Raw genomic sequence first — 17,555 nt, forward strand, 5'->3', positions numbered from 1 at the left:
CGCTCAGTAGCCGGGGCTGAGGAACGGGTTCTGCGAGTTCCCCGGGTACTGCGGGTATTGCGGATACTGCGGCGCCTGGGGGGCCTGGTTCTGCGGAACCGGCACCGGTATCGGCACCGGCAACAGCGGGACGTGGATCCACTCCGTCGTCATCGGCACCGTCGTCGTGGGGGTCGCGGTGGTCGACGGCGGGGGCGGCGTGTCAGTCGTGGTCGGCGGCGGGGGCGGAGGCGTGGTGGTCGCCGTCGTGGTCGGCGCCTGAGTCGCCGGCGGTGCGGTGTGCCGCGGGGTGTAGACCGGCGGCGGCGCCGTGGTCACGATCACCGGCGGCGGCGGTGGCGGCGGTGGGGGCGGGGGCGGCGCGGGGCTGGGGACCGGCTCGGCGCTGGGCGGCGCGGGGCTGGGGACCGGCTCGGCGCTGGGCGGCGCCGGCACGGGCGTCGGGGGCGGCGGCGGGGGCGCCGGGCTTGGCACCAGCGAGCTGACCGGCGGCACCGGCACCGGGGCGACGGTGGGCGCCGGTGGGGCCTCGCGGTTTTCTATGCCCGACAACGTGTAGGCCACGCCGCCGATCGCGGTCATCGCGACCGCGGCGCACATCCCGATGATCAACTGCGACAACCGGACCCGCCGCCAGGATCGCTCCGGTGGCTCGTCGATCACGTTCAGGCGCATCGACCAGCCGGCCGGACCGTCCTCGTCGTAGGCCGCGGGGCTGTACGGCACCCGAATGTCACCGGGGTATTCGGTTTGCGACCACGCCAACTCGCGATCCGTCAGCGCCTCGGCGTCGATCACCAGCACGTCGCCGGCCGGCAGGTCGACGACCTCGCTGGCGGCGGCCGCCGTGAGCAGGCTGATGGATGTGCGTGTCCGGAGATCCAGCTCCTCACCGCGGGAGGCCACCTGCAGGGCGCCGGCGGCGGCCGCGAACGCGGGCTGCGACGGGCTCACCACCGGTCTGCGGGAGTACACCGAAAGACGTTCCGTGACAAGCGGAATGCTGGCGCCACCGCCGACGGTGACCACCGCCGACAGGTCCGCCCAGCTCTTTTTGTGGCGCGCCAGCATGTCGTCGAACGCATAGATGAAGCCCGACAGCCGGTCCTGGATCAGGTCGCCCAGCTCGTCTCGCGTCAGCCTCATGCTGCACCTGCGCCCGCCGAGCTCGGCGGCGAATTCGGCCACCGTTTCCGTGGATAACCGCTCCTTGGCCTCACGGCACTGCTCCCGAAGCAGGCCGAGTTGACCGACCCCGGCGGTGCTGGCCGGGTCGATGCCGCTGCCGTGTCCCAGCTCCTCGAAGACCTTGAGCAACAGCGCGTGGTCGATCTCGTCACCGGAGAAGGCCGCGTAACGCATTGTGGGGCTGATGAGCTCGAAGTCCCCCGCGAGGCTGATCAAGGTGGCGGACGTGCCGCCGCCACCGAAATCGAGCAGCGCGACCACGCCCGTCGCGGCGAGGCACAGCTCCGCGTTCGCCGCGGTCAACGCGGCGATCGCGTCCGAGACCAGGCGGGGCGCCATGCCGCTCCGGACGAAGCCCAAATGCGTTCGTAGACCGTTGCGCAGCGCCTGCACGGTACTCGGTTTCCAGTACGCGGGAACCGCGATGGAGATCTCCGACGAAGCCGCGTCCGCGCCGGCGGCCAGCACCATCGCGTCGAGGGCCTCCACCATCAGGAGGTCCGGGTCGTGAGCGGACCCGTCGGCCGACACCAGCGCCACCGAATCACCGATGCGCTCCACGAAGCCGCGCATGAGCACGCCCGGCTCGCTCAGGTTCGAGTTTTCAGCGGGCAGCCCGACTTTCGGCGCGCAGTGCGGATAAAGAGTCAGCACAGCACGGCGCGAAACCGGTGGGTTTCCATTACGCGCAGCGACCAGGTTCGTGGTCCCGATCGACAACCCCAGTGGGTCGTACATAGAGCGAGAGCTTTCGTCTATAGAGGTCGGTGGCCAGCGTTAACCATAGCCGCGGACACGCGGAAAGCCGATGGCTTGCAACGTCATTGGTACTGGCTCGATGCGATTGTGTCACCTAAGCGGTACCAGAAACCCCTTGACAAATCGCGTCGGCTCGCGTCGGGCTACACCACCGTCAGCGGCAGCGAACGCCTCGGCTGGAACTGAAATGACGCCCCACCACTGACTTTGGCCACCGACACCTCTGGTAGTTCGGTTGCCGGGGCGTCGGTTTCGACCAGCTCCGCGGTCCAGTCCGTGTTCGTCCCGCTAACCCGAAATTCGAGGCGCGGATCCACCGCGGTGGCGATCGCCTGCAGCGGCTGCACGGATCCGGGCGAGCACAGCGATATCCAGCCGCGGTCGTCGTGGGCCGGCGACCGGTGCACCACCAGCCGGTTCCCCGCCGTTTCGGCGACGACGTAGCCCGCGGGGTTGAGCAGCGGGTGCAACTCGAGCACCCGGCGCGTCCCCTCGATCCCGCCGGGAAGTTTCAGAGCGCGGTGAATCCGCTCGGCGGCCAGCCCGGCCAGGCCGGTCAGGCCGCGGGTGCCGACCGAGACGGCCTCGGCGTCGTCGGCGGCGCGGGCGCGCACCGCGATGGCAAAGGAGAGATACAGCAGGTGCATCTGCAGGCAGACCTCGTCGGCCATGCGGACCAGCGCCGAGTGCGAGAAGGCACCGAAGTCGAGATCGGACAACAGCGGACCCGAGTAGTCCGCCCGCCCCTCCTCCGACGGATCGATGGGATCCAATTCCCATGTTGCGGCGCGGGTTTGGCGAACGACGTCCAGCGCCGGAATGCTCTCGGCCTCGGGGTAGGACTCGTCGATGATCACGGTCCAGGCGCAGTGCGGATGCCGATCCGAGGGCACTCGCGGCGGCCGGTGGATGGGCCGCATCTGTGCGCGCGGGTTGGTCGCCACCGCGGTGGCGTCGAACGTCGGATCCTCGATGGTGTGGCACATTCCGAAGACGTACTTCTCGCCCATCGGCTCCACGTCGAGCAGCGCGCCGCAGTGGTCGAGGTGGAATTCGCCGTACCAGCGGTCGTGGATGGTGTAGCGGAAGTCCATGAACTGCGGCGGGGCGCCGATGTCGAGCTGTAGGCCCTTGAAGATGGTGGGCACGTCGTTGCCCTCGTAGTTCAGCGCCCGCTGCATGCGCCCGGTGTAGATCGGGCTGGCGCCCGCCCACTCCTCGATGGCGATCTGCACCATCTCCTCGTGGCCGAACGAGCTGATGCACCAGGCCATGCCGGAACGGTCGATCATGTGCCCGATCAAGAGCAGTTCGGGCACCAGGACGGCGAGGTCCTGGCGGGACAGCCGCGCGTATCGGGATTGGGCCACGTGCCAAAAATAGACTCGACTATGTTATAAAGTCAACAATGCCCATCACCGCAGGCCCGACGCCCGGGCGCCCGGTCACCCCGACCCGGTGCACCAGCGCGCCGCGCAAACGCGGCGACGACACCCGCGCGAAAATCATCGACGAGACGGTGCGCTGCATCGTGGAGGAAGGTTTCGCCGCCGCCACCGCCAAGCACGTGGCCGAACGCGCGGGCGTGACGTGGGGGGTCATCCAGTACCACTTCGGCGACCGCCACGGCCTGTTGATGGCCGTCGTCGACGACGGGGTGGACAGGCTGATCGAGAGCCTGTCGTCGGCCGACGTCAGCGAGCTTCCGCTGCGCGAGCGCATCGAGGTCGTCGTCGACACCGCGTGGGCCTGCTACAGCAGCCCCACGTCGATGGCCGCCTTCGAGATCCTGCGCGCCACCCGCGGCGGCCCGGGCGCGTCGTCGCGGCGCCATCTGCTCGAAATGAACTCCGCGATCGGCCAGCTCGGCCGGCTGATCACCGACGACCCGGCCAACGCCGGTGTCGCCGAGGTGATCTGGGCCACCCTGCGGGGTGTGGTGCTGGCGCACATGATCACCGGGACGGCCATCGATTGGAGCCTGGAACGACGCGCCCTGATCGACATGGTCACCCGTGTGCTGCAATGACGTGATGAGCCCCCAAGACTTCGCAGACATCGCAGCCATCAAACAGGTGAAATACCGCTACCTGCGCGCGCTGGACACCAAGCACTGGGACGACTTCGCCGACACGCTGGCCGAGGACATCACGGCCGACTACGGCCCGTCGATCGGCAACGAGCTGCACTTCACCAACCGCGCCGACCTGGTCGAGTACATGCGCACGTCGCTCGGCCCCAACGTCATCACCGAACACCGCGTGACGCATCCGGACATCACCGTCACCGGCGACACCGCAACGGGCAACTGGTATCTGCAGGACCGGGTCATCGTCGCCGAGTTCGACTTCATGCTGATCGGCGCGGCCTTCTACCGCGACACCTACCGGCGCACCGACGCCGGCTGGAAGATCAGCGGCACCGGCTACGACAGAACCTACGACGCCACAATGTCGTTGGCGGGCATGAACTTCACGATCAAGCCCGGCCGCGCGATCGCTACTTCGTAATCGCGATCACCGCGCCGGGCCGCAGCCAGCGGATGATCTGCACCAGCGTGGGGTCGTCGATCGCCACGCAACCCTCGGTGGGGGCGCCGTCGGTGGTGTGGAAGAAGAACGCGGAACCGCCGCCCGGCGTCTTGTTCTTGTTGACGCCCATCACCACCGCGTGCTTGTACTGCGGGATCTGCAGGTTCTCGCTCGCGGCCGTGCTGAACGGGCACTGCGACTTCTGGCAGACCTGCATGGAGTTGAAGGTGGGGCTGTGGTCGTCGCCGCTCCACCAGTGGTTGGGCCCGACCTGCGTATAGGGCAGTCCCCCACCGGGATTCGGCGCCGTGCCGAAGGCGGAGTCGAGGGTGTACACGCCCATCGGGGTGGCCGGGACCCCGCTGCGGGCCTGCGGCGCCATGCCCGCGGAACCGACGTGGGTGGGGATGCCCGTCTTGAGGGTTTGCCACCCGGCGGCGGTGCGCTGGTAGATGTCCATCGTCGCGTTGGAACCCCCGGTGCTGACCACCGAAACCACCTGCGTCGCATTGCCGACGGAGTTCGCGAACCACGGGGTGGCCGCGCCGCTCACCGGTGCCGGCACCAGGGGCGCGCACATCAGGCACGCCGCGGCGCACAGCGAAGCTAGCAGTCGGCGCATGGATTCAATCGTCGGGGCGCGCCAACCTCAGGGTCAAGTAAAGCTTTAGACCCGGTTGGGTCACTGCGCCGTGATCATGGCGCGCTCCCCCGACCAGCTCGGGGGCCGGAACACCACCACGCACAACAGGAAATACAGGTAGCCCAGCGACCAGCCGGCCAGCACATCGGACGGGTGGTGCACGTTCAACGCCACCCTGGCGATCCCGACCAGCACCAGGCCCAACGCCGTCACCGCGATCGCGACGCGACCCATCGACCGGCTCATCATCGGCACCAGGAACATCAGCAGGGCGAGCAAGGCGGCCGTCGCCTCGAGCGCGTGGCCCGACGGAAACGACGTCGACGGCGCGGCCACCAGCATGGTCGACGGTCGCGGGCGGTTCGCCAGGCCCTTGGCCGCCCACGTCACCAGTTCGCTCAGCGGCCCGCACGCCACCAACACCAGCGCCGCCCGCACGTTGCGCTTCACCAGCGCGGCCACCGCCGCCACGATTCCCAGCAGCCGCAACGAAACCGGCCCCAGCACAACGGAAACCCCGTCCCAGAATCGCACCCACGCGGGGTGCTTGACGCCGACGCCGTGCGCGGCGTTCAGCAACGACCAATCGAGGCGATGCAGCCCGCTCCAGTCCTGGCGGTGGCCCACCCACATGACCGCATACACCACCGCGGCCGCCACGGCGGCGGCGACGACGGGGACGGTCCGCGCGCGGGTCACCGCATAACCGATACCAGCATCGCGGCGGCACCGGTGCGCCGGGCGGTCATACTGGCGTGATGGCGGTCTTTGTCCGACGGTTGTTCGGCATCGGCAAGCTGCCCGACGATCTGCACGCCGAGGTCGAGGCGGAAGGCCTCATCTACCTTGCCGACTACGTCGCGGTGACCCGGCGGTTCAGCGGCGTCATCCCCGGTGTGCGGTTGCCGCACAGCGTCGCCAGCTACTCCGGGTCGCTGGCCTTCACCTCGGAGCGGGCGCTCGCGACGCTGTCCATGCTGCCCAGGCTGGCCGGCCCCACCGTCAACGTCCGCTGGGACGCGCCGCGGACCGGCGCGGCGAAGGTCGAGATTTCGTCAACCGGATTGCAGGTCGGGGTCGACGTCGCCCACGTCGACAAGGCGTTCAGCGGCGAACTGTCGCTGCACTACAAGGCGACCATCCCGGCCGATGTCCTCGGCCGCCTGCCGCGGCGATCGCTGGCCTTTGACATGCCGCCCGAATACGTCTTCCGGGCGGTCGGCGTCACCTACAGCCCGTGATCGTGATTCGCGGCTCCCTACGATGACCCTGTGACCGATCAGGCGTACAGCCCCCAGGAGCGGCGGGCCGTCTACCGGGTGATCTCCGAGCGGCGCGACATGCGCCGGTTCCTGCCGGGCGGCGAGGTGGGCCCGGACGTGCTCGCCCGGTTGTTGCAGGCCGCCCACGCCGCCCCCAGCGTGGGCCTGATGCAGCCGTGGCGCTTCATCCGGATCACCGACGACGCGCTCCGGGGGCGCATCCACGCGCTCGTCGACGAGGAGCGCCCGCTCACCGCCGCGGCCCTGGGCGAGCGGGCCGAGGAGTTCCTGGCGCTGAAGGTCGAGGGCATTCTCGAGTGCGCCGAGCTGTTCGTCGTCGCGCTGTGCGACCACCGCGACGAGCACGTGTTCGGCCGGCGGACGCTACCGCAGATGGACCTCGCGTCGGTGTCGTGCGCGATCCAGAACCTGTGGCTGGCGGCGCGCTCCGAAGGCCTGGGCATGGGTTGGGTTTCCCTGTTCGACCCGCGGCGGCTGGCGGCCCTGCTGGCGATGCCCGCCGACGCCGAGCCGGTGGCCATCCTGTGCCTGGGCCCGGTGCCCGAGTTCCCGGATCGCCCGGCGCTGGAAATCGACGGGTGGACCCACGCCCGACCGCTGTCGGAGTTCGTCTGCGAGAACCGATGGGGCCGGCCGTCGCCGGCGGGGCGCGCGCGGCCGTAACGCGCGATCGGCGGCTGCGGTATCGTCGCCCGTCGAGGTGACGGTATGACAGAAAACGTGCTGATCGTGCACTGGCACGACCTGGGGCGACAGCTCGGCGCCTACGGCCACCCGGACGTGTCCAGCCCGCAGCTGGACCGGCTCGCCGCCGAGGGCATCCTGTTCACCAGGGCCCACGCCACCGCGCCGCTGTGCTCGCCGTCGCGTGGGTCGCTGTTCACCGGCCGCTACCCGCAAACCAACGGGCTGGTCGGCCTGGCCCACCACGGCTGGGAATACCGCAGCGACGTCCGGACCCTGCCGCAGATATTGGCCGAATTCGGTTGGTATTCGTCGCTTTTCGGCATGCAGCACGAGACGTCCTATCCGAAGCGGCTGGGCTTCGACGAGTTCGACGTGTCGAACTCCTTCTGCGAGTATGTGGTGGACCGGGCCTCCGAGTGGCTGCGCGATAGCACCGAAAACCTTGCGGGCCAACCGTTCCTGTTGACGGCGGGGTTCTTCGAGACGCACCGGCCCTACGAGCGGGACCGGTATGAGCCGGCCGACAGCGGAGCCGTCGACGTTCCCGCTTACCTGCCCGACACTGCCGAGGTTCGCGGCGATCTGGCCGACTTCTACGGGGCGATCGCCGCGGCCGATGCCGCGGTGGGCCGGCTGCTGGACACGCTGGCCGACACGGGGCTGGACGCCAGCACCTGGGTGGTGTTCTTCACCGATCACGGCCCCGCGTTTCCGCGCGCGAAATCCACGCTGTACGACGCCGGGACCGGCATCGGAATGATCATCCGCCCACCCACGAACCGCGCCATCGCGCCCCGCGTTTACGACGAGCTGTTCAGCGGCGTCGACCTGGTGCCGACGCTGCTCGGCCTGCTGGGCCTGCGCGTGCCGGCCGACGTGGAGGGCGTGTCGCATGCCGGCGCGCTGCTCGCGCCGGAGGAGCCGGCCGAACCGGACACCGTGCCAGTCAGGGACCACGTCTACAGCATGAAGACCTTCCACGACTCGTTCGACCCCATCCGGGCGATCCGCACCAAGGAATACAGCTACATCGAAAATTACGCGCCCCGGCCGCTGCTCGACCTGCCGTGGGACATCAAGGAAAGTCCGTCGGGGCTGGCGGTCGCGCCGTCCGTGCAAGGCCCACGGCCCGAGCGCGAACTCTACGATCTGCGCGCCGATCCCACCGAGACCAACAACCTGCTGGCCGGCGACCCGGGCGCCGACGCCGGTGTGGATGCGGTCGCCGCCGATCTGGCTGTGCGCCTACATGATTGGCGCCAGCGCACCGGCGACGTCATCCCGTCGGAGTTCGCCGGTTCCCGGATCGCGATGCGCTACGTCCAGACGTATCTGCAGATTCATCACATGACGCCGAGCAGCCGCTCGGCGATCGCCGTCGACCGCGGCGTCGAGGAGTAACCCCTACCCGCCCGAGCGGTGCGCGGCGCCGACCTCGGCGACGATGAACACCCGCCGGAACGGGAAGATCGTCGTGCCGTCCGCCCGGGGCGGGTAGGCGTCGTCCAGCAGCGGGATCAGCTCGCGGCGAAACTGCTCCCAGCCCTCGTCGTCGAGCCGCTCCCGCACCGGGACCAGCGCCGTGCCGGTGATCCATTCCAGCACCGGATGCTCGCCGGTCAGCTGATGCAGGTATGTGGTCTCCCAGACGTCGACCTTGCATCCGGCGTCCAGCATCAGGTTGGCGTAATGTATCGGCGGCTGAACCACCGCTCCGACACGAAACGGTATGTCGCGCATGAGTTTCGCGTAGGGCTCACGGCGGGCCAGGGCGCGCACCGTGGCGTGGGACGGCGTTTCGAAGTTGCCCGGGATCTGGACGCCGATCCACGACCCGGGCGCCAGCTCGCCGGCCCACCGGACCAGCAGGTCGGCGTGCTCGGGCACCCAGTGCAGGGCCGCGTTGCAGACCACCACGTCGGTGTCGGGCTTGGGCTTCCAGCTCCGCAAGTCGCCGATGACGGCGTCGATCCCGCGTTCCTTGGCCGCGGCGACCATCTCCGGCGAGCTGTCCACCGCCTCGACCACCGCGTCCGGCCAGCGCCGGCCCAGGTACTTCGTCAGGTGACCCGGCCCGCAACCGAGGTCGACCACCCGCCGCGCCTGCTTGGCGCCCACCCGCGACAGCAGGTCGTAGAAGGGCCGGCTGCGATGGTCCGCAAAGGCCAGGTAGACGTCGGGATCCCACATGTCTGGTCCTCCTGAACAACACCATGGCGGGTCGGCTGATAAACAAACCGTATTACCGCATGCCGCCCTGGCGGCGACCGAGTGGGAGGCTAGCATCGCGATTGTGACGCCCGACCCGGATCCGGTCGATCCCCCGGTTCCCGTTCCGGATGTTCCCGGCGCCTTGGAGGGTGCCGACGTATCCCCCGGCGCCGGGGGACTGCCGCCGCGCTCGGCGTTGTCGCCCCGCCAGCGACTGGTCGTCGAGGCGGCCGCGCTCTCCGATCTCGCGCTGCGCACCGCGGTCGCGTCGGTGCTGTCCACCACGGTGGCGCCGGCCGTCATCGCCGCCTCGGCGCGCTCCGGCAGCGAGCGCGGCACCCTGCGCTTCTACGCCGAGCTGGGCGCCGAGCGGGACCCGGCAAAGTCGTTTCCGGCGCCCACCGAGCTGCCCCGGGTCTCGTCGCGGCCGGCCAGCCGGATCGCGGAGCGGATCGCGCGCGGCACGGTCGACAACATCTCGTTCCCCAGCAGCTTCAGGGCGATCAATCCCGCGATGCGGGAGCGCTGGAGCGCATGGGGATCCAACAACATCGTGCACGCGCAGCACTGGCGCCATGGCGACGGACCGCACCCCACGCTGTGCGTCATACACGGCTTCATGGGGTCGTCGTACCTGGCCAACGGGCGGTTCTTCACGCTGCCGTGGTATTACCGGTCCGGCTACGACGTCCTGATGTACACGTTGCCCTTCCACGGCCGGCGGGCCGAAAAGCGCTCCCCCTTCAGCGGTTTCGGCTACTTCTCCGGCGGCCTCAGCGGTTTCGCCGAGGCGATGGCCCAGGCCGTGCACGATTTCCGGTCCATCGTCGACTATTTGCGCCACACCGGCGTCGAGCGCATCGCGCTGACCGGCATCTCGCTGGGCGGTTACACCTCCGCGCTGGTGGCTTCGGTCGACGACCGGCTCGAGGCCGTCATCCCCAACTGCCCGGTCGTGAGCCCCGCGATGATGTTCGACGAGTGGTTTCCGGCCAACAAGCTGATGGGGCTGGGACTGCGGTTGGCGAAAATCGGGCGTGCCGAGCTAGCCGCCGCGCTGTCCTACCACTCCCCGTTGAACTACCGGCCGCTGGTGCCCAAGGAACGCCGGATGATCATCACCGGCCTCGGCGACCGGATGGCCCCGCCGGCTCAGGCCGTCATGCTGTGGGAGCATTGGGATCGCTGTGCGCTGCACTGGTTTCCGGGCAGTCACGTGCTGCACGTGAGCCAGCTGGACTACCTGCGCCGGATGACGCCGTTCCTGCGCGAGTTCATGTTCTGACGGGTTCGGCCGGCGAGGCCCGATGGGCGCCGGCCACCGGGGTGGGCCAGACGAGTCGCGCCAGCAGGCCGGCGGGCTCACCCGTGTGCCCGTCGAGGCGCCGGGTGGACAGCGGATCCAACGCCGCCAGCGCCGGCCGGTGGTTTCCGCGTTGGGGAGTCAGCCCGTCCAGCGGCGCCGCGCCACCGGGGGGCGTATCGGTCTGGATCGCGCACGCGGCCGCGACCGTGCGGTGGGTGCCCTCGCCGGAGATCTCCAGCGCCGTGCACGTCTCGTGCGCCGGGTGCGACCGGATCGCGTCCAGGGTTTCGGGCAACCCGTCGTCGACGCGGACCTGGTATGCCGCAATATAATCCGAGGCGCCCCGCTGCACCCCTCGCCACGATTCGCGGGCGTCGGGCTCCAGCGGCCGCGGAACGTCGGCGGGCCCGACCGCACTCGCTTCCCATCCGATCTCACGGAGGTGGTCGGCCAGCCGGCGCGCCACGACCTGGGCGGTCTCGTGCAACGGGATTCGCGACGAGCGCGCCCGCAGGGCCGCCAGGTTGTCGGGCGCCGACACCGTGATCCCGATCCAGGTCTCCCGCCGCGACGGGTCGGATGCGTTGTCGCGGCTGGTGATCCGGATCTTGTCGGCGCGGACGCCGTAGCGGTCCAGGTACCCCGCGATCACCGGCAGCGGAAGCACATCCGAATCGCCGACGGGCGGTCCGACCCGCAGCAGCGCCGTCGTCTTTGTGGCGCAACCGGATTCGGGAACGAGCCCGGCCTTCTGGTTTCGGCCGCGGCCCACCATCGCCAGGCGGCGGCGCAGGATCGTGGTGAAATGCAGGCCGTGCCACCAGCCGAACAGCACGACCACGACGGCGGCGGCGATGCCGAGCAGCCAGTAGTCGCGCGGCGACCGCCAGGGGTAGGCCATCGCGGCGGGCACCACGACCAGCAGCGCCAGGGTGATCCGGCCGGCGCCGGGGGTCGGTATCGAGCGGCTCACGGGGTGGTCTCCTTCTTTCGGGCGATCGTGGCGACCGCGGCCGCGACGGCGACAAGCAAAGCCAGCACGGCAGTTCCGGCGAACGCGACGGTCCGCCCGGTGGTGTCCTTGGGCGCCGGCGCCGGCGGAACCGCGACCGGCTTCGCGGGCGCCGCACCGGGTTGGCCGCCGGCCGGCAGTTCCCACGTCAGCGCCGCGACCGGGTCCACGCCGCCGGCGCCGACGACGTTGGAGGGCGCCCGGGCGCCGTTGTGCGCGGTCGCGGTGATGCGCCGCACCACCTGCGTCGCGGTCAGTTGGGGATACTTGCTGCGCACCAGCGCCGCGACGCCCGACACGTAGCCGGCCGCGTAGCTGGTGCCGCTCAGCGCGACCATCTGCTGGTGGTCGTCGGGCAGGCCGTTCGCCAGGCCACCACCGTCGCGATTGCTGATCGACACGATGTTTTCGCCGGGCGCCGCGATGCCCACCCACGGCCCGGCCATGGTGAATTTCGACGGCTGCCCCTCCGGCGTGAGCGACGCCACCGACAGCACATACGGCTGCCACCACGACGGGATGGAGACCGACGTGACGCCGGCCCAGTTGCGCTGGTCTTCGGGGCGGCCCAGGTCGGTGAGCGGGTTGGACTCGCAGCCGGTGCCGCCGGCGACGGATCCGGTCGCCCCGGTGTTGCCCGCGGCGGCCACCAGCACCGCGTCCTTGTCCACCGCCGCGTACCGGATCGCCGCGCCGAGCGCGGCCTGGTCGACGGGCCGATCGGCGGGCAGGCAGGTGATCGCCGAGACGTTGATCACCCGCGCGCCGAGGTCCGCCGCGCGCACGATGGCCCGGCCCAGCGTCGCCACCTCCAGGGAAGCCTGCGCCAGCTGCGGATCGCCGCCGGGCGTGCGCGGCGAGAACCTCGCGGACGTCGTCCTGATCGACACCACCCGCGCCGCGGGCGCCACCCCCGAGAAGCCGTCGTCACCCGGCTGGCCGGCGATGAGCCCGGCGACCAGGGTGCCGTGCCCGTCGCAGTCGGTCAGGCCGTCGGTGGTCTCGACGAAATCGCCGCCGGGGTCGACGTTGGGCAGGCGCGGGCCCGGCCGCACCCCGGTGTCGATGACCGCCACGAGCTGGCCCTCGCCGCGCGAAAACTGCCACGCGGCGGGAAGGTTCAGCATCGCCTGACTGGGCGTCAGCGCACCCGGATCGCTGCCCGGGACGACCCCGGAGGCGCCGCATGGGCCGCGCTGCTCCATCGGCTGCACGGGTCCCGGGGTCCCGCTGGGCGGCGGCAGGCCGGGGTCGACCGCCGGCGGGCTGATCGCCAGCGCCGGCGGACAGGCCCACATCATCGCGGCGCAAGCCGCCGCGAGGCAGGCCAATCCGGCTTGAGGCCCCGCCCTCATCATCGATTGAGGACCCAGCTGAAGAGGCCGACGAGGTACGCCATGACGGGGATCAGCGAGGCATCGAGGCCGGCCGCCAGGAAGCCCAGGAGCCGGCGCAGCGGCAGCGAATAGCTGTCCGGCGAGGCGATGCGCGGGTTCGACGCCACCACCGCCCACACCGACGCCAGCGCGACGAGGACCAGCGCCGCGCCCAGCGCCGCGCCGTAACGGCCCGTCGCCGTGTAGATCACCAACAGGACACCCGCGACCAGGTAGGGCTGGGCGAGCAGCCACGCCTTGCAGGCGGCCGAATCCCAGACCCGGGCGCGCAGGACGGACGTGGCGGCGGTCGCCGCGACGACGTACCAGCCGAAACCGCCCAACGACTCGGGGCGCACCGCGATCGCGACCGATCCCAGGACGCTGAGCAACACCGCGGCGGCGATGAATCCGCTCTGATGGGCGTCGCCGATCCGCACCCGCCGCGGCAGGTCCTCCAGCAGGGGTAGCGACGGCGCCGACGGGGTCGGATCGCCGGGCGCGGGAATGACCGGCAACGGGAAGCGCGCCCACAGCGCGGACAACTGGGCCGCCTCGACGGTGACCAGCAGGGCCGCCACGATGAGCCCGCAGCCGATGGTCAATACCGTTGGCTGCCACAGTAATTCGGCGGCGGCGGCCAGCACGATCCCGGCCCCGACCACCGCGGTCGTGGTGAAGAAGGCGGCGGCGCGTTCGCGCTCCGGGCCGGGAACCAGCAGGACCGTCAGCGACCACGCGGCGACGCCGGCCGCGGCCAGCATCAGTTGCGCCGGCCCGAATCGCCCGGGCACCGCCAACGCCAGGGCCGCGCCGATGGGCGCCAGCGCCGCGATCGACAGCGCCAGTCCGGCGCGCGCGGAACGCGCCGTGATCAGCAAGCCGGCCAACGCGGTGAGCGCGGCGACCACGCTGACGGCGACCAGCCCGGACAGCGCGCCGGTGGTCGCCCGGTAGGTGACTCCCAGGCCGGTCGCCAGGAAGGCCACGACGACCGCCGCGGCCACCGCCCCACGCTGGATGTGCGCGGCGCCCCAGGGCCTCAGCCGGGAGGTCGAGAAGATCATGGCGGCGTCGGCGATGTCCTCGACGATGCCCGGCGCGGCCGGGCCGGCGGGGACCGGCTGCAGCGCCAGCAGGTCACCGTCGACGACCCCGACCGTGTCCAGGCTGGCGTCCAGGCTGAACGGCGCGCCACCGACGGGTGCCAGGCTCAGGTGGGAAGCCGCGAGGGTGTCCAGGGTGTCCTCGGCGTCACCATTCGCGGCCCCGGGAGCCGCCAAACGCCGGACCGCGGGCAGGATTTCGCGCAGCGGCAACTCGGCGGGCAGCGCCATCTCCGTCAGCCTGCTGTCGGCGAGAATGGCGACGCGGACGATCGGCATGACGGCGCCGGACGTCACTGCGACCTCGAAAAATGTTGGGGCCGTACAGGGGACATGCTTCTCTCTTCTCTATCTCGGTGCCGCTAGGAATATTGGAGGGAAAAATCTCGGGACAGCCGCTGGCCGGGAAACCATTGGCCATCCGGTAAGAGGGCGGTCAGCTGTTCGATCGCGACGGCGATCGCGAAGGGGGTTCCCGGGCCGAACGTCGAGACCCACTCGCCGTCGAAGGCGCGCGACGGGCTGACCAGCACCCGGCCCGCGGTGGTGTCGACGATGCTCATCCCGACCTCGGTGGTGGAGTGCCGCCCGTCGCGGTGGCAGCCGGCAACGACCTCGACGTAGCTGCGCGGGCCGGTGAACACCGACTCCACCACCGGTCGTGCCGATGCCGGGATGCCCAGGTATTCAACCACTTCGGGCAGCGAAGCGCCGGACCGCAGCCGCTCGTCGGCCCGCGCTCCGACGCACGCCGGCATGCTGAACTCCTCGAATCGCGCCGGCTGCCGCTGCGCCAGGCCGACGCCCAGGACCGGGACCAGCCCCCGCGGGTCGTCGACGTCCATGGCCGTGAACGTGACCAGCTGCGCGCTCCGCAACGCGACCACCGTCTTGTCCGTGGCGCCGGCGCGCCGCGCGACCACCCCGCGCAGCAGCTCGCCGGAACCGGTGGCCTCACCGGTCCTGGTGGGTCCCACGTAGCGCAGGTCGAGCCACCGGTCCGGAAAGCAGACCGCCCTGATCCAGTCCGCGACCGCCGGGTTGATCGCTCCGTCGTGCGACACCAGACCCATCCGGGTCAGGTCCGCGCGCTGACGCTCCAGGAACGCCCCTCGCTGCGCGGCATCGCAATACGGCGTGGTGATCGCCAGGACCCACGGAAAGCTACCCGCTCCAATGGTTTCCGCGATGTACCAGGCGTGGTCGACCGTCAGCTCGACGGCGTTGGGTGCAGCATCCATTTAAGTTATCTCGACGTTGGCTAGCCGCCCCATTTGGCGGCTTCGGCCGCGTCACGGGCGTACATGGCCAGGGTGTTGGCCTCGTGGGTGCTGGCCATCGACTGATAGGCCCGCACCAGCGATTCCATCGCCTGGTTCCACTGCGCCTGCCACACCTGATAGGTCATACCGGTGTCGCCCTGCCACGCGTTGGACAGCGCGGCCTGCTCGCTGGCGATGTCGGCGCCCAGCCCCTGCAGGGTGCCGGCGTAGCCGGACATGTCTCCCGCGTGGCCCAGCATCGCGGGGTAGTTGTACATGATCTGTGACATCACAAGTCCTTTCGCTGCTGGCGGTGTGATCAGAATGCGGTGTAGCCGGACGCGGCCGCGGCGTCGGCGGCCACGTAGGTGCCCGCGGCGTCCCCGAGGTTGGCCTGGGCGATGTCCAGCAGGGTGTTGACCCGAGCGGCCACCTCCACGAAGCGGGCATGGGCCGCCTGGAACGCCGCCGAGGCCTCCCCGACGTGAAACGCCTGCGCCGACATCGCCTCTTGCTCGGCCTGGCTGATCGTGCTGCGCATCAACGCCGCCTTGGTGCCAAACGCCGACTGCGCGGCCACCAATTGCGGAATATGAGCATCCAACATACTCATGGTGATTGGTTTCCTTTCGGTCTCTTCGGATTTCGGTTACTGACTGGCACGTTACGAACCGTCGCCGCCCCCTCTCTCCGACTCACCCGGGCCATGCCGATCGTCCGGGTCGTGTTCCCAGGTGCCCGGCACCATCGGCACCCGCGGGCCGCCGCCGAACTCGTCGCCGGCCAGCTTGGTCAGCCCGGCCGCCGACAGCGCGCTGACTTTGCGCGCGGTTCCGGCGAATCCCAGTGTCCGGGCGCCGTTGCCGGACGCCACCGCCGCCTCGCCGTAGTCGGGCGCGACACCGACGTCGGAATCCATGTCCAGGAATTCGTCGCCATACTCGCGCATTGTGGCCCGCCGGCGCCGCCGCGCCCGCCCCGCCGCCCGGCCGGGCGCGGCGGCGCCGACCGCCGGGATGGTCGCCGCCGGCGCCTTGGCGCCGCCGCGGCCGCCCACCGTCGGCCCCGACTCGGAGCCCGGGCCACCGCCGAAACCCACCATGTAGGCGAAGGTTCCGGTGGCCGTCGCCGGGGCGGGCGTCGCGGCCACGCCGGCGCCCGCGGCGCCCGCCGGCGCCGGTGCGCCGGCGGGGCTCGCCACCGTCGGGGCCATGCCCGCCGCCGGCCATGCCGGGGAACCGGTCGAGGCCAGCAGCAGTGGCGCCGCCCCGGCGACGCCCGCCGCGACGGGCGCGATCTGGGCGGGCAGCAACGTCACCGCGCCGATGCCCAGGCTGAGGCCCAGCGGTATCAGGAACGGCGAACTCAGCACCATCCCCCAGGTCGGCCAGCCAACCAGGTTGAAGAACACCTGGTAACCGAGCGCGAACAGCAGGGGACCGTAAAGCACCAGCGCCTCGGACGGATTCGTCAGGAAGGCCTCGACGAGGCCGATCGAGTTCCCCACGGGATCCTGCAGGAACGTGGCGATCTCGTTGAACATCCCGCCGTAGAAGTTGAGGTAAGTCTGCAGCAGTTGCGAGATCAACGACCCGGGGTCGAAGGCGCCTGGGGTGGCGCCGGTCGCGGCGTTGTCCGCCTCACCCACACCGGGATTCAGCACATTCGGCGCGGGGGCGGTGCGCGGCGCCGAGGCCAGCGCCGCGCCCGAGGCCGCCTGATAGGCGCTCATCGCGGTGGCGGCCTGCACCCACATGCGCACGTAGTCCGCCTCGTTGAGCGCGATCGGAATCGTGTTGATGCCAAAGAAATTCGTTGCGACCAGCACCCCGTGAATGATGTGGTTGGCGGCCAGCTCGACCAGCGTCGGCATCGCCGCCAGGGCGCTCGTGTAGGCCGTCGCCGCGACCTCGTGCTGCGCGGCCACGCCGGCGCTGTCGGCACTGGCCTGCTGCAGCCACGCCAGGTAGGGCGCGTGGGCCGCCACATACCGCTCGGCGCTCGGCCCCTGCCACGCCCCCGCCTGAACCGCCCCCAAAAGCCCACCGAGTTCGACCGCGGCCGAGGCGTATTCGGCGCTGAGCGACGACCAGGCGCCGGCGGCCGCCAACAGCGACCCCGGTCCCGGACCGGCGCTCAGCATCGCCGAATACACCTCCGGCGGCGAAGCCATCCAGATGGGCGAGCTCAT

17 protein-coding genes and 1 pseudogene are annotated in these 17,555 nt (G+C 70.6%); 6 read left to right on the forward strand and 12 right to left on the reverse strand.

Going from position 1 to position 17,555, the window contains the following annotated elements; genetic code table 11:
- Positions 1-3: 3 nt before the first annotated feature.
- Both G6N25_RS07755 and G6N25_RS07760 read right to left on the reverse strand, forming a co-directional pair.
- On the reverse strand, positions 4-1,926 hold the full coding sequence (locus G6N25_RS07755; protein ID WP_163672401.1) for an Hsp70 family protein: 1,923 nt from the start codon (positions 1,924-1,926) through the stop codon (positions 4-6).
- Positions 1,927-2,090: 164 nt separating this feature from the next.
- Complete coding sequence (locus G6N25_RS07760) at positions 2,091-3,317, reverse strand: hypothetical protein (RefSeq protein ID WP_083076007.1); 1,227 nt, start codon at positions 3,315-3,317, stop codon at positions 2,091-2,093.
- 38 nt (positions 3,318-3,355) lie between these two features.
- Between G6N25_RS07760 and G6N25_RS07765 the strand changes: the two genes are divergently transcribed.
- A complete protein-coding gene (locus G6N25_RS07765) occupies positions 3,356-3,976 on the forward strand; it encodes a TetR/AcrR family transcriptional regulator (protein WP_083076008.1) in 621 nt (206 codons plus the stop codon).
- The gene (locus tag G6N25_RS07770) at positions 3,963-4,457 is read left to right on the forward strand and encodes a nuclear transport factor 2 family protein (RefSeq protein ID WP_083076010.1); all 495 of its coding nucleotides are present in this window, start codon (positions 3,963-3,965) and stop codon (positions 4,455-4,457) included. The genes G6N25_RS07765 and G6N25_RS07770 overlap by 14 nt, the downstream gene beginning before the upstream one ends.
- Here the strand turns inward: G6N25_RS07770 and G6N25_RS07775 are convergent.
- Positions 4,447-5,100, reverse strand: coding sequence for a L,D-transpeptidase family protein (locus tag G6N25_RS07775; RefSeq protein WP_083076011.1), 654 nt, complete (start codon positions 5,098-5,100; stop codon positions 4,447-4,449). The two genes, G6N25_RS07770 and G6N25_RS07775, sit on opposite strands and share 11 nt — an antisense overlap.
- A 60-nt stretch (positions 5,101-5,160) precedes the next feature.
- Entirely contained in the window at positions 5,161-5,820 is a 660-nt protein-coding gene (locus G6N25_RS07780; RefSeq protein ID WP_083076013.1) for a phosphatase PAP2 family protein, read from the reverse strand.
- 59 nt (positions 5,821-5,879) lie between these two features.
- Here G6N25_RS07780 and G6N25_RS07785 point away from each other — a divergent pair, with 59 nt between their 5' ends.
- From G6N25_RS07785 to G6N25_RS07795, 3 genes are read left to right on the forward strand one after another with little or no spacing between them, the layout of a single operon-like run.
- Complete coding sequence (locus G6N25_RS07785; RefSeq protein WP_083076056.1) at positions 5,880-6,362, forward strand: hypothetical protein; 483 nt, start codon at positions 5,880-5,882, stop codon at positions 6,360-6,362.
- A 30-nt stretch (positions 6,363-6,392) separates the two neighbouring features.
- The gene (bluB, locus tag G6N25_RS07790) at positions 6,393-7,067 is read left to right on the forward strand and encodes a 5,6-dimethylbenzimidazole synthase (RefSeq protein WP_083076014.1); all 675 of its coding nucleotides are present in this window, start codon (positions 6,393-6,395) and stop codon (positions 7,065-7,067) included.
- 45 nt (positions 7,068-7,112) lie between these two features.
- Complete coding sequence (locus G6N25_RS07795; protein ID WP_083076016.1) at positions 7,113-8,492, forward strand: sulfatase family protein; 1,380 nt, start codon at positions 7,113-7,115, stop codon at positions 8,490-8,492.
- 3 nt (positions 8,493-8,495) lie between these two features.
- Here the strand turns inward: G6N25_RS07795 and G6N25_RS07800 are convergent, their stop codons facing one another.
- Positions 8,496-9,281, reverse strand: coding sequence for a trans-aconitate 2-methyltransferase (locus tag G6N25_RS07800; RefSeq protein ID WP_083076018.1), 786 nt, complete (start codon positions 9,279-9,281; stop codon positions 8,496-8,498).
- 103 nt (positions 9,282-9,384) lie between these two features.
- Here G6N25_RS07800 and G6N25_RS07805 point away from each other — a divergent pair, with 103 nt between their 5' ends.
- On the forward strand, positions 9,385-10,587 hold the full coding sequence (locus tag G6N25_RS07805; protein ID WP_083076019.1) for an alpha/beta hydrolase family protein: 1,203 nt from the start codon (positions 9,385-9,387) through the stop codon (positions 10,585-10,587).
- On the opposite strand, the gene eccE is transcribed toward G6N25_RS07805, so the two are convergent.
- The 7 genes and pseudogenes from eccE to G6N25_RS07840 form a co-directional block, all read right to left on the reverse strand.
- Positions 10,577-11,581: a type VII secretion protein EccE gene (eccE, locus tag G6N25_RS07810; protein ID WP_142272799.1), complete on the reverse strand. Its 1,005-nt coding sequence runs from the start codon at positions 11,579-11,581 to the stop codon at positions 10,577-10,579. The two genes, G6N25_RS07805 and eccE, sit on opposite strands and share 11 nt — an antisense overlap.
- Positions 11,577-12,975: pseudogene (gene mycP / locus G6N25_RS07815) on the reverse strand (type VII secretion-associated serine protease mycosin); the annotation flags it as partial. The pseudogene mycP and the gene eccE, both read right to left, overlap by 5 nt.
- Complete coding sequence (eccD, locus tag G6N25_RS07820; RefSeq protein ID WP_142272803.1) at positions 12,975-14,381, reverse strand: type VII secretion integral membrane protein EccD; 1,407 nt, start codon at positions 14,379-14,381, stop codon at positions 12,975-12,977. The pseudogene mycP and the gene eccD, both read right to left, overlap by 1 nt.
- A gap of 83 nt (positions 14,382-14,464) precedes the next feature.
- The gene (locus G6N25_RS07825) at positions 14,465-15,343 is read right to left on the reverse strand and encodes an ESX secretion-associated protein EspG (protein ID WP_083076024.1); all 879 of its coding nucleotides are present in this window, start codon (positions 15,341-15,343) and stop codon (positions 14,465-14,467) included.
- 20 nt (positions 15,344-15,363) lie between these two features.
- Positions 15,364-15,654: a WXG100 family type VII secretion target gene (locus tag G6N25_RS07830; protein WP_083076025.1), complete on the reverse strand. Its 291-nt coding sequence runs from the start codon at positions 15,652-15,654 to the stop codon at positions 15,364-15,366.
- 29 nt (positions 15,655-15,683) lie between these two features.
- A complete protein-coding gene (locus tag G6N25_RS07835; RefSeq protein ID WP_083076027.1) occupies positions 15,684-15,977 on the reverse strand; it encodes a WXG100 family type VII secretion target in 294 nt (97 codons plus the stop codon).
- Positions 15,978-16,028: 51 nt separating this feature from the next.
- The gene (locus tag G6N25_RS07840; protein ID WP_083076028.1) at positions 16,029-17,555 is read right to left on the reverse strand and encodes a PPE family protein; all 1,527 of its coding nucleotides are present in this window, start codon (positions 17,553-17,555) and stop codon (positions 16,029-16,031) included.

It is taken from the genome of Mycobacterium heidelbergense (assembly GCF_010730745.1).
GTDB classification, from domain to species: Bacteria; Actinomycetota; Actinomycetes; order Mycobacteriales; family Mycobacteriaceae; genus Mycobacterium; species Mycobacterium heidelbergense.

Excerpts from the sequence above, each read along its gene's own strand:
- G6N25_RS07755 (WP_163672401.1), bottom strand. The coding sequence starts at position 1,926 with ATGTACGACCCACTGGGGTTGTCGATCGGGACCACGAACCTGGTCGCT.
- G6N25_RS07765 (WP_083076008.1), top strand. The coding sequence starts at position 3,356 with ATGCCCATCACCGCAGGCCCGACGCCCGGGCGCCCGGTCACCCCGACC.
- G6N25_RS07775 (WP_083076011.1), bottom strand. The coding sequence starts at position 5,100 with ATGCGCCGACTGCTAGCTTCGCTGTGCGCCGCGGCGTGCCTGATGTGC.
- G6N25_RS07785 (WP_083076056.1), top strand. The coding sequence starts at position 5,880 with ATGGCGGTCTTTGTCCGACGGTTGTTCGGCATCGGCAAGCTGCCCGAC.
- G6N25_RS07795 (WP_083076016.1), top strand. The coding sequence starts at position 7,113 with ATGACAGAAAACGTGCTGATCGTGCACTGGCACGACCTGGGGCGACAG.
- G6N25_RS07800 (WP_083076018.1), bottom strand. The coding sequence starts at position 9,281 with ATGTGGGATCCCGACGTCTACCTGGCCTTTGCGGACCATCGCAGCCGG.
- eccD (WP_142272803.1), bottom strand. The coding sequence starts at position 14,381 with ATGCCGATCGTCCGCGTCGCCATTCTCGCCGACAGCAGGCTGACGGAG.
- G6N25_RS07825 (WP_083076024.1), bottom strand. The coding sequence starts at position 15,343 with ATGGATGCTGCACCCAACGCCGTCGAGCTGACGGTCGACCACGCCTGG.
- G6N25_RS07830 (WP_083076025.1), bottom strand. The coding sequence starts at position 15,654 with ATGTCACAGATCATGTACAACTACCCCGCGATGCTGGGCCACGCGGGA.
- G6N25_RS07835 (WP_083076027.1), bottom strand. The coding sequence starts at position 15,977 with ATGAGTATGTTGGATGCTCATATTCCGCAATTGGTGGCCGCGCAGTCG.
- G6N25_RS07840 (WP_083076028.1), bottom strand. The coding sequence starts at position 17,555 with ATGAGCTCGCCCATCTGGATGGCTTCGCCGCCGGAGGTGTATTCGGCG.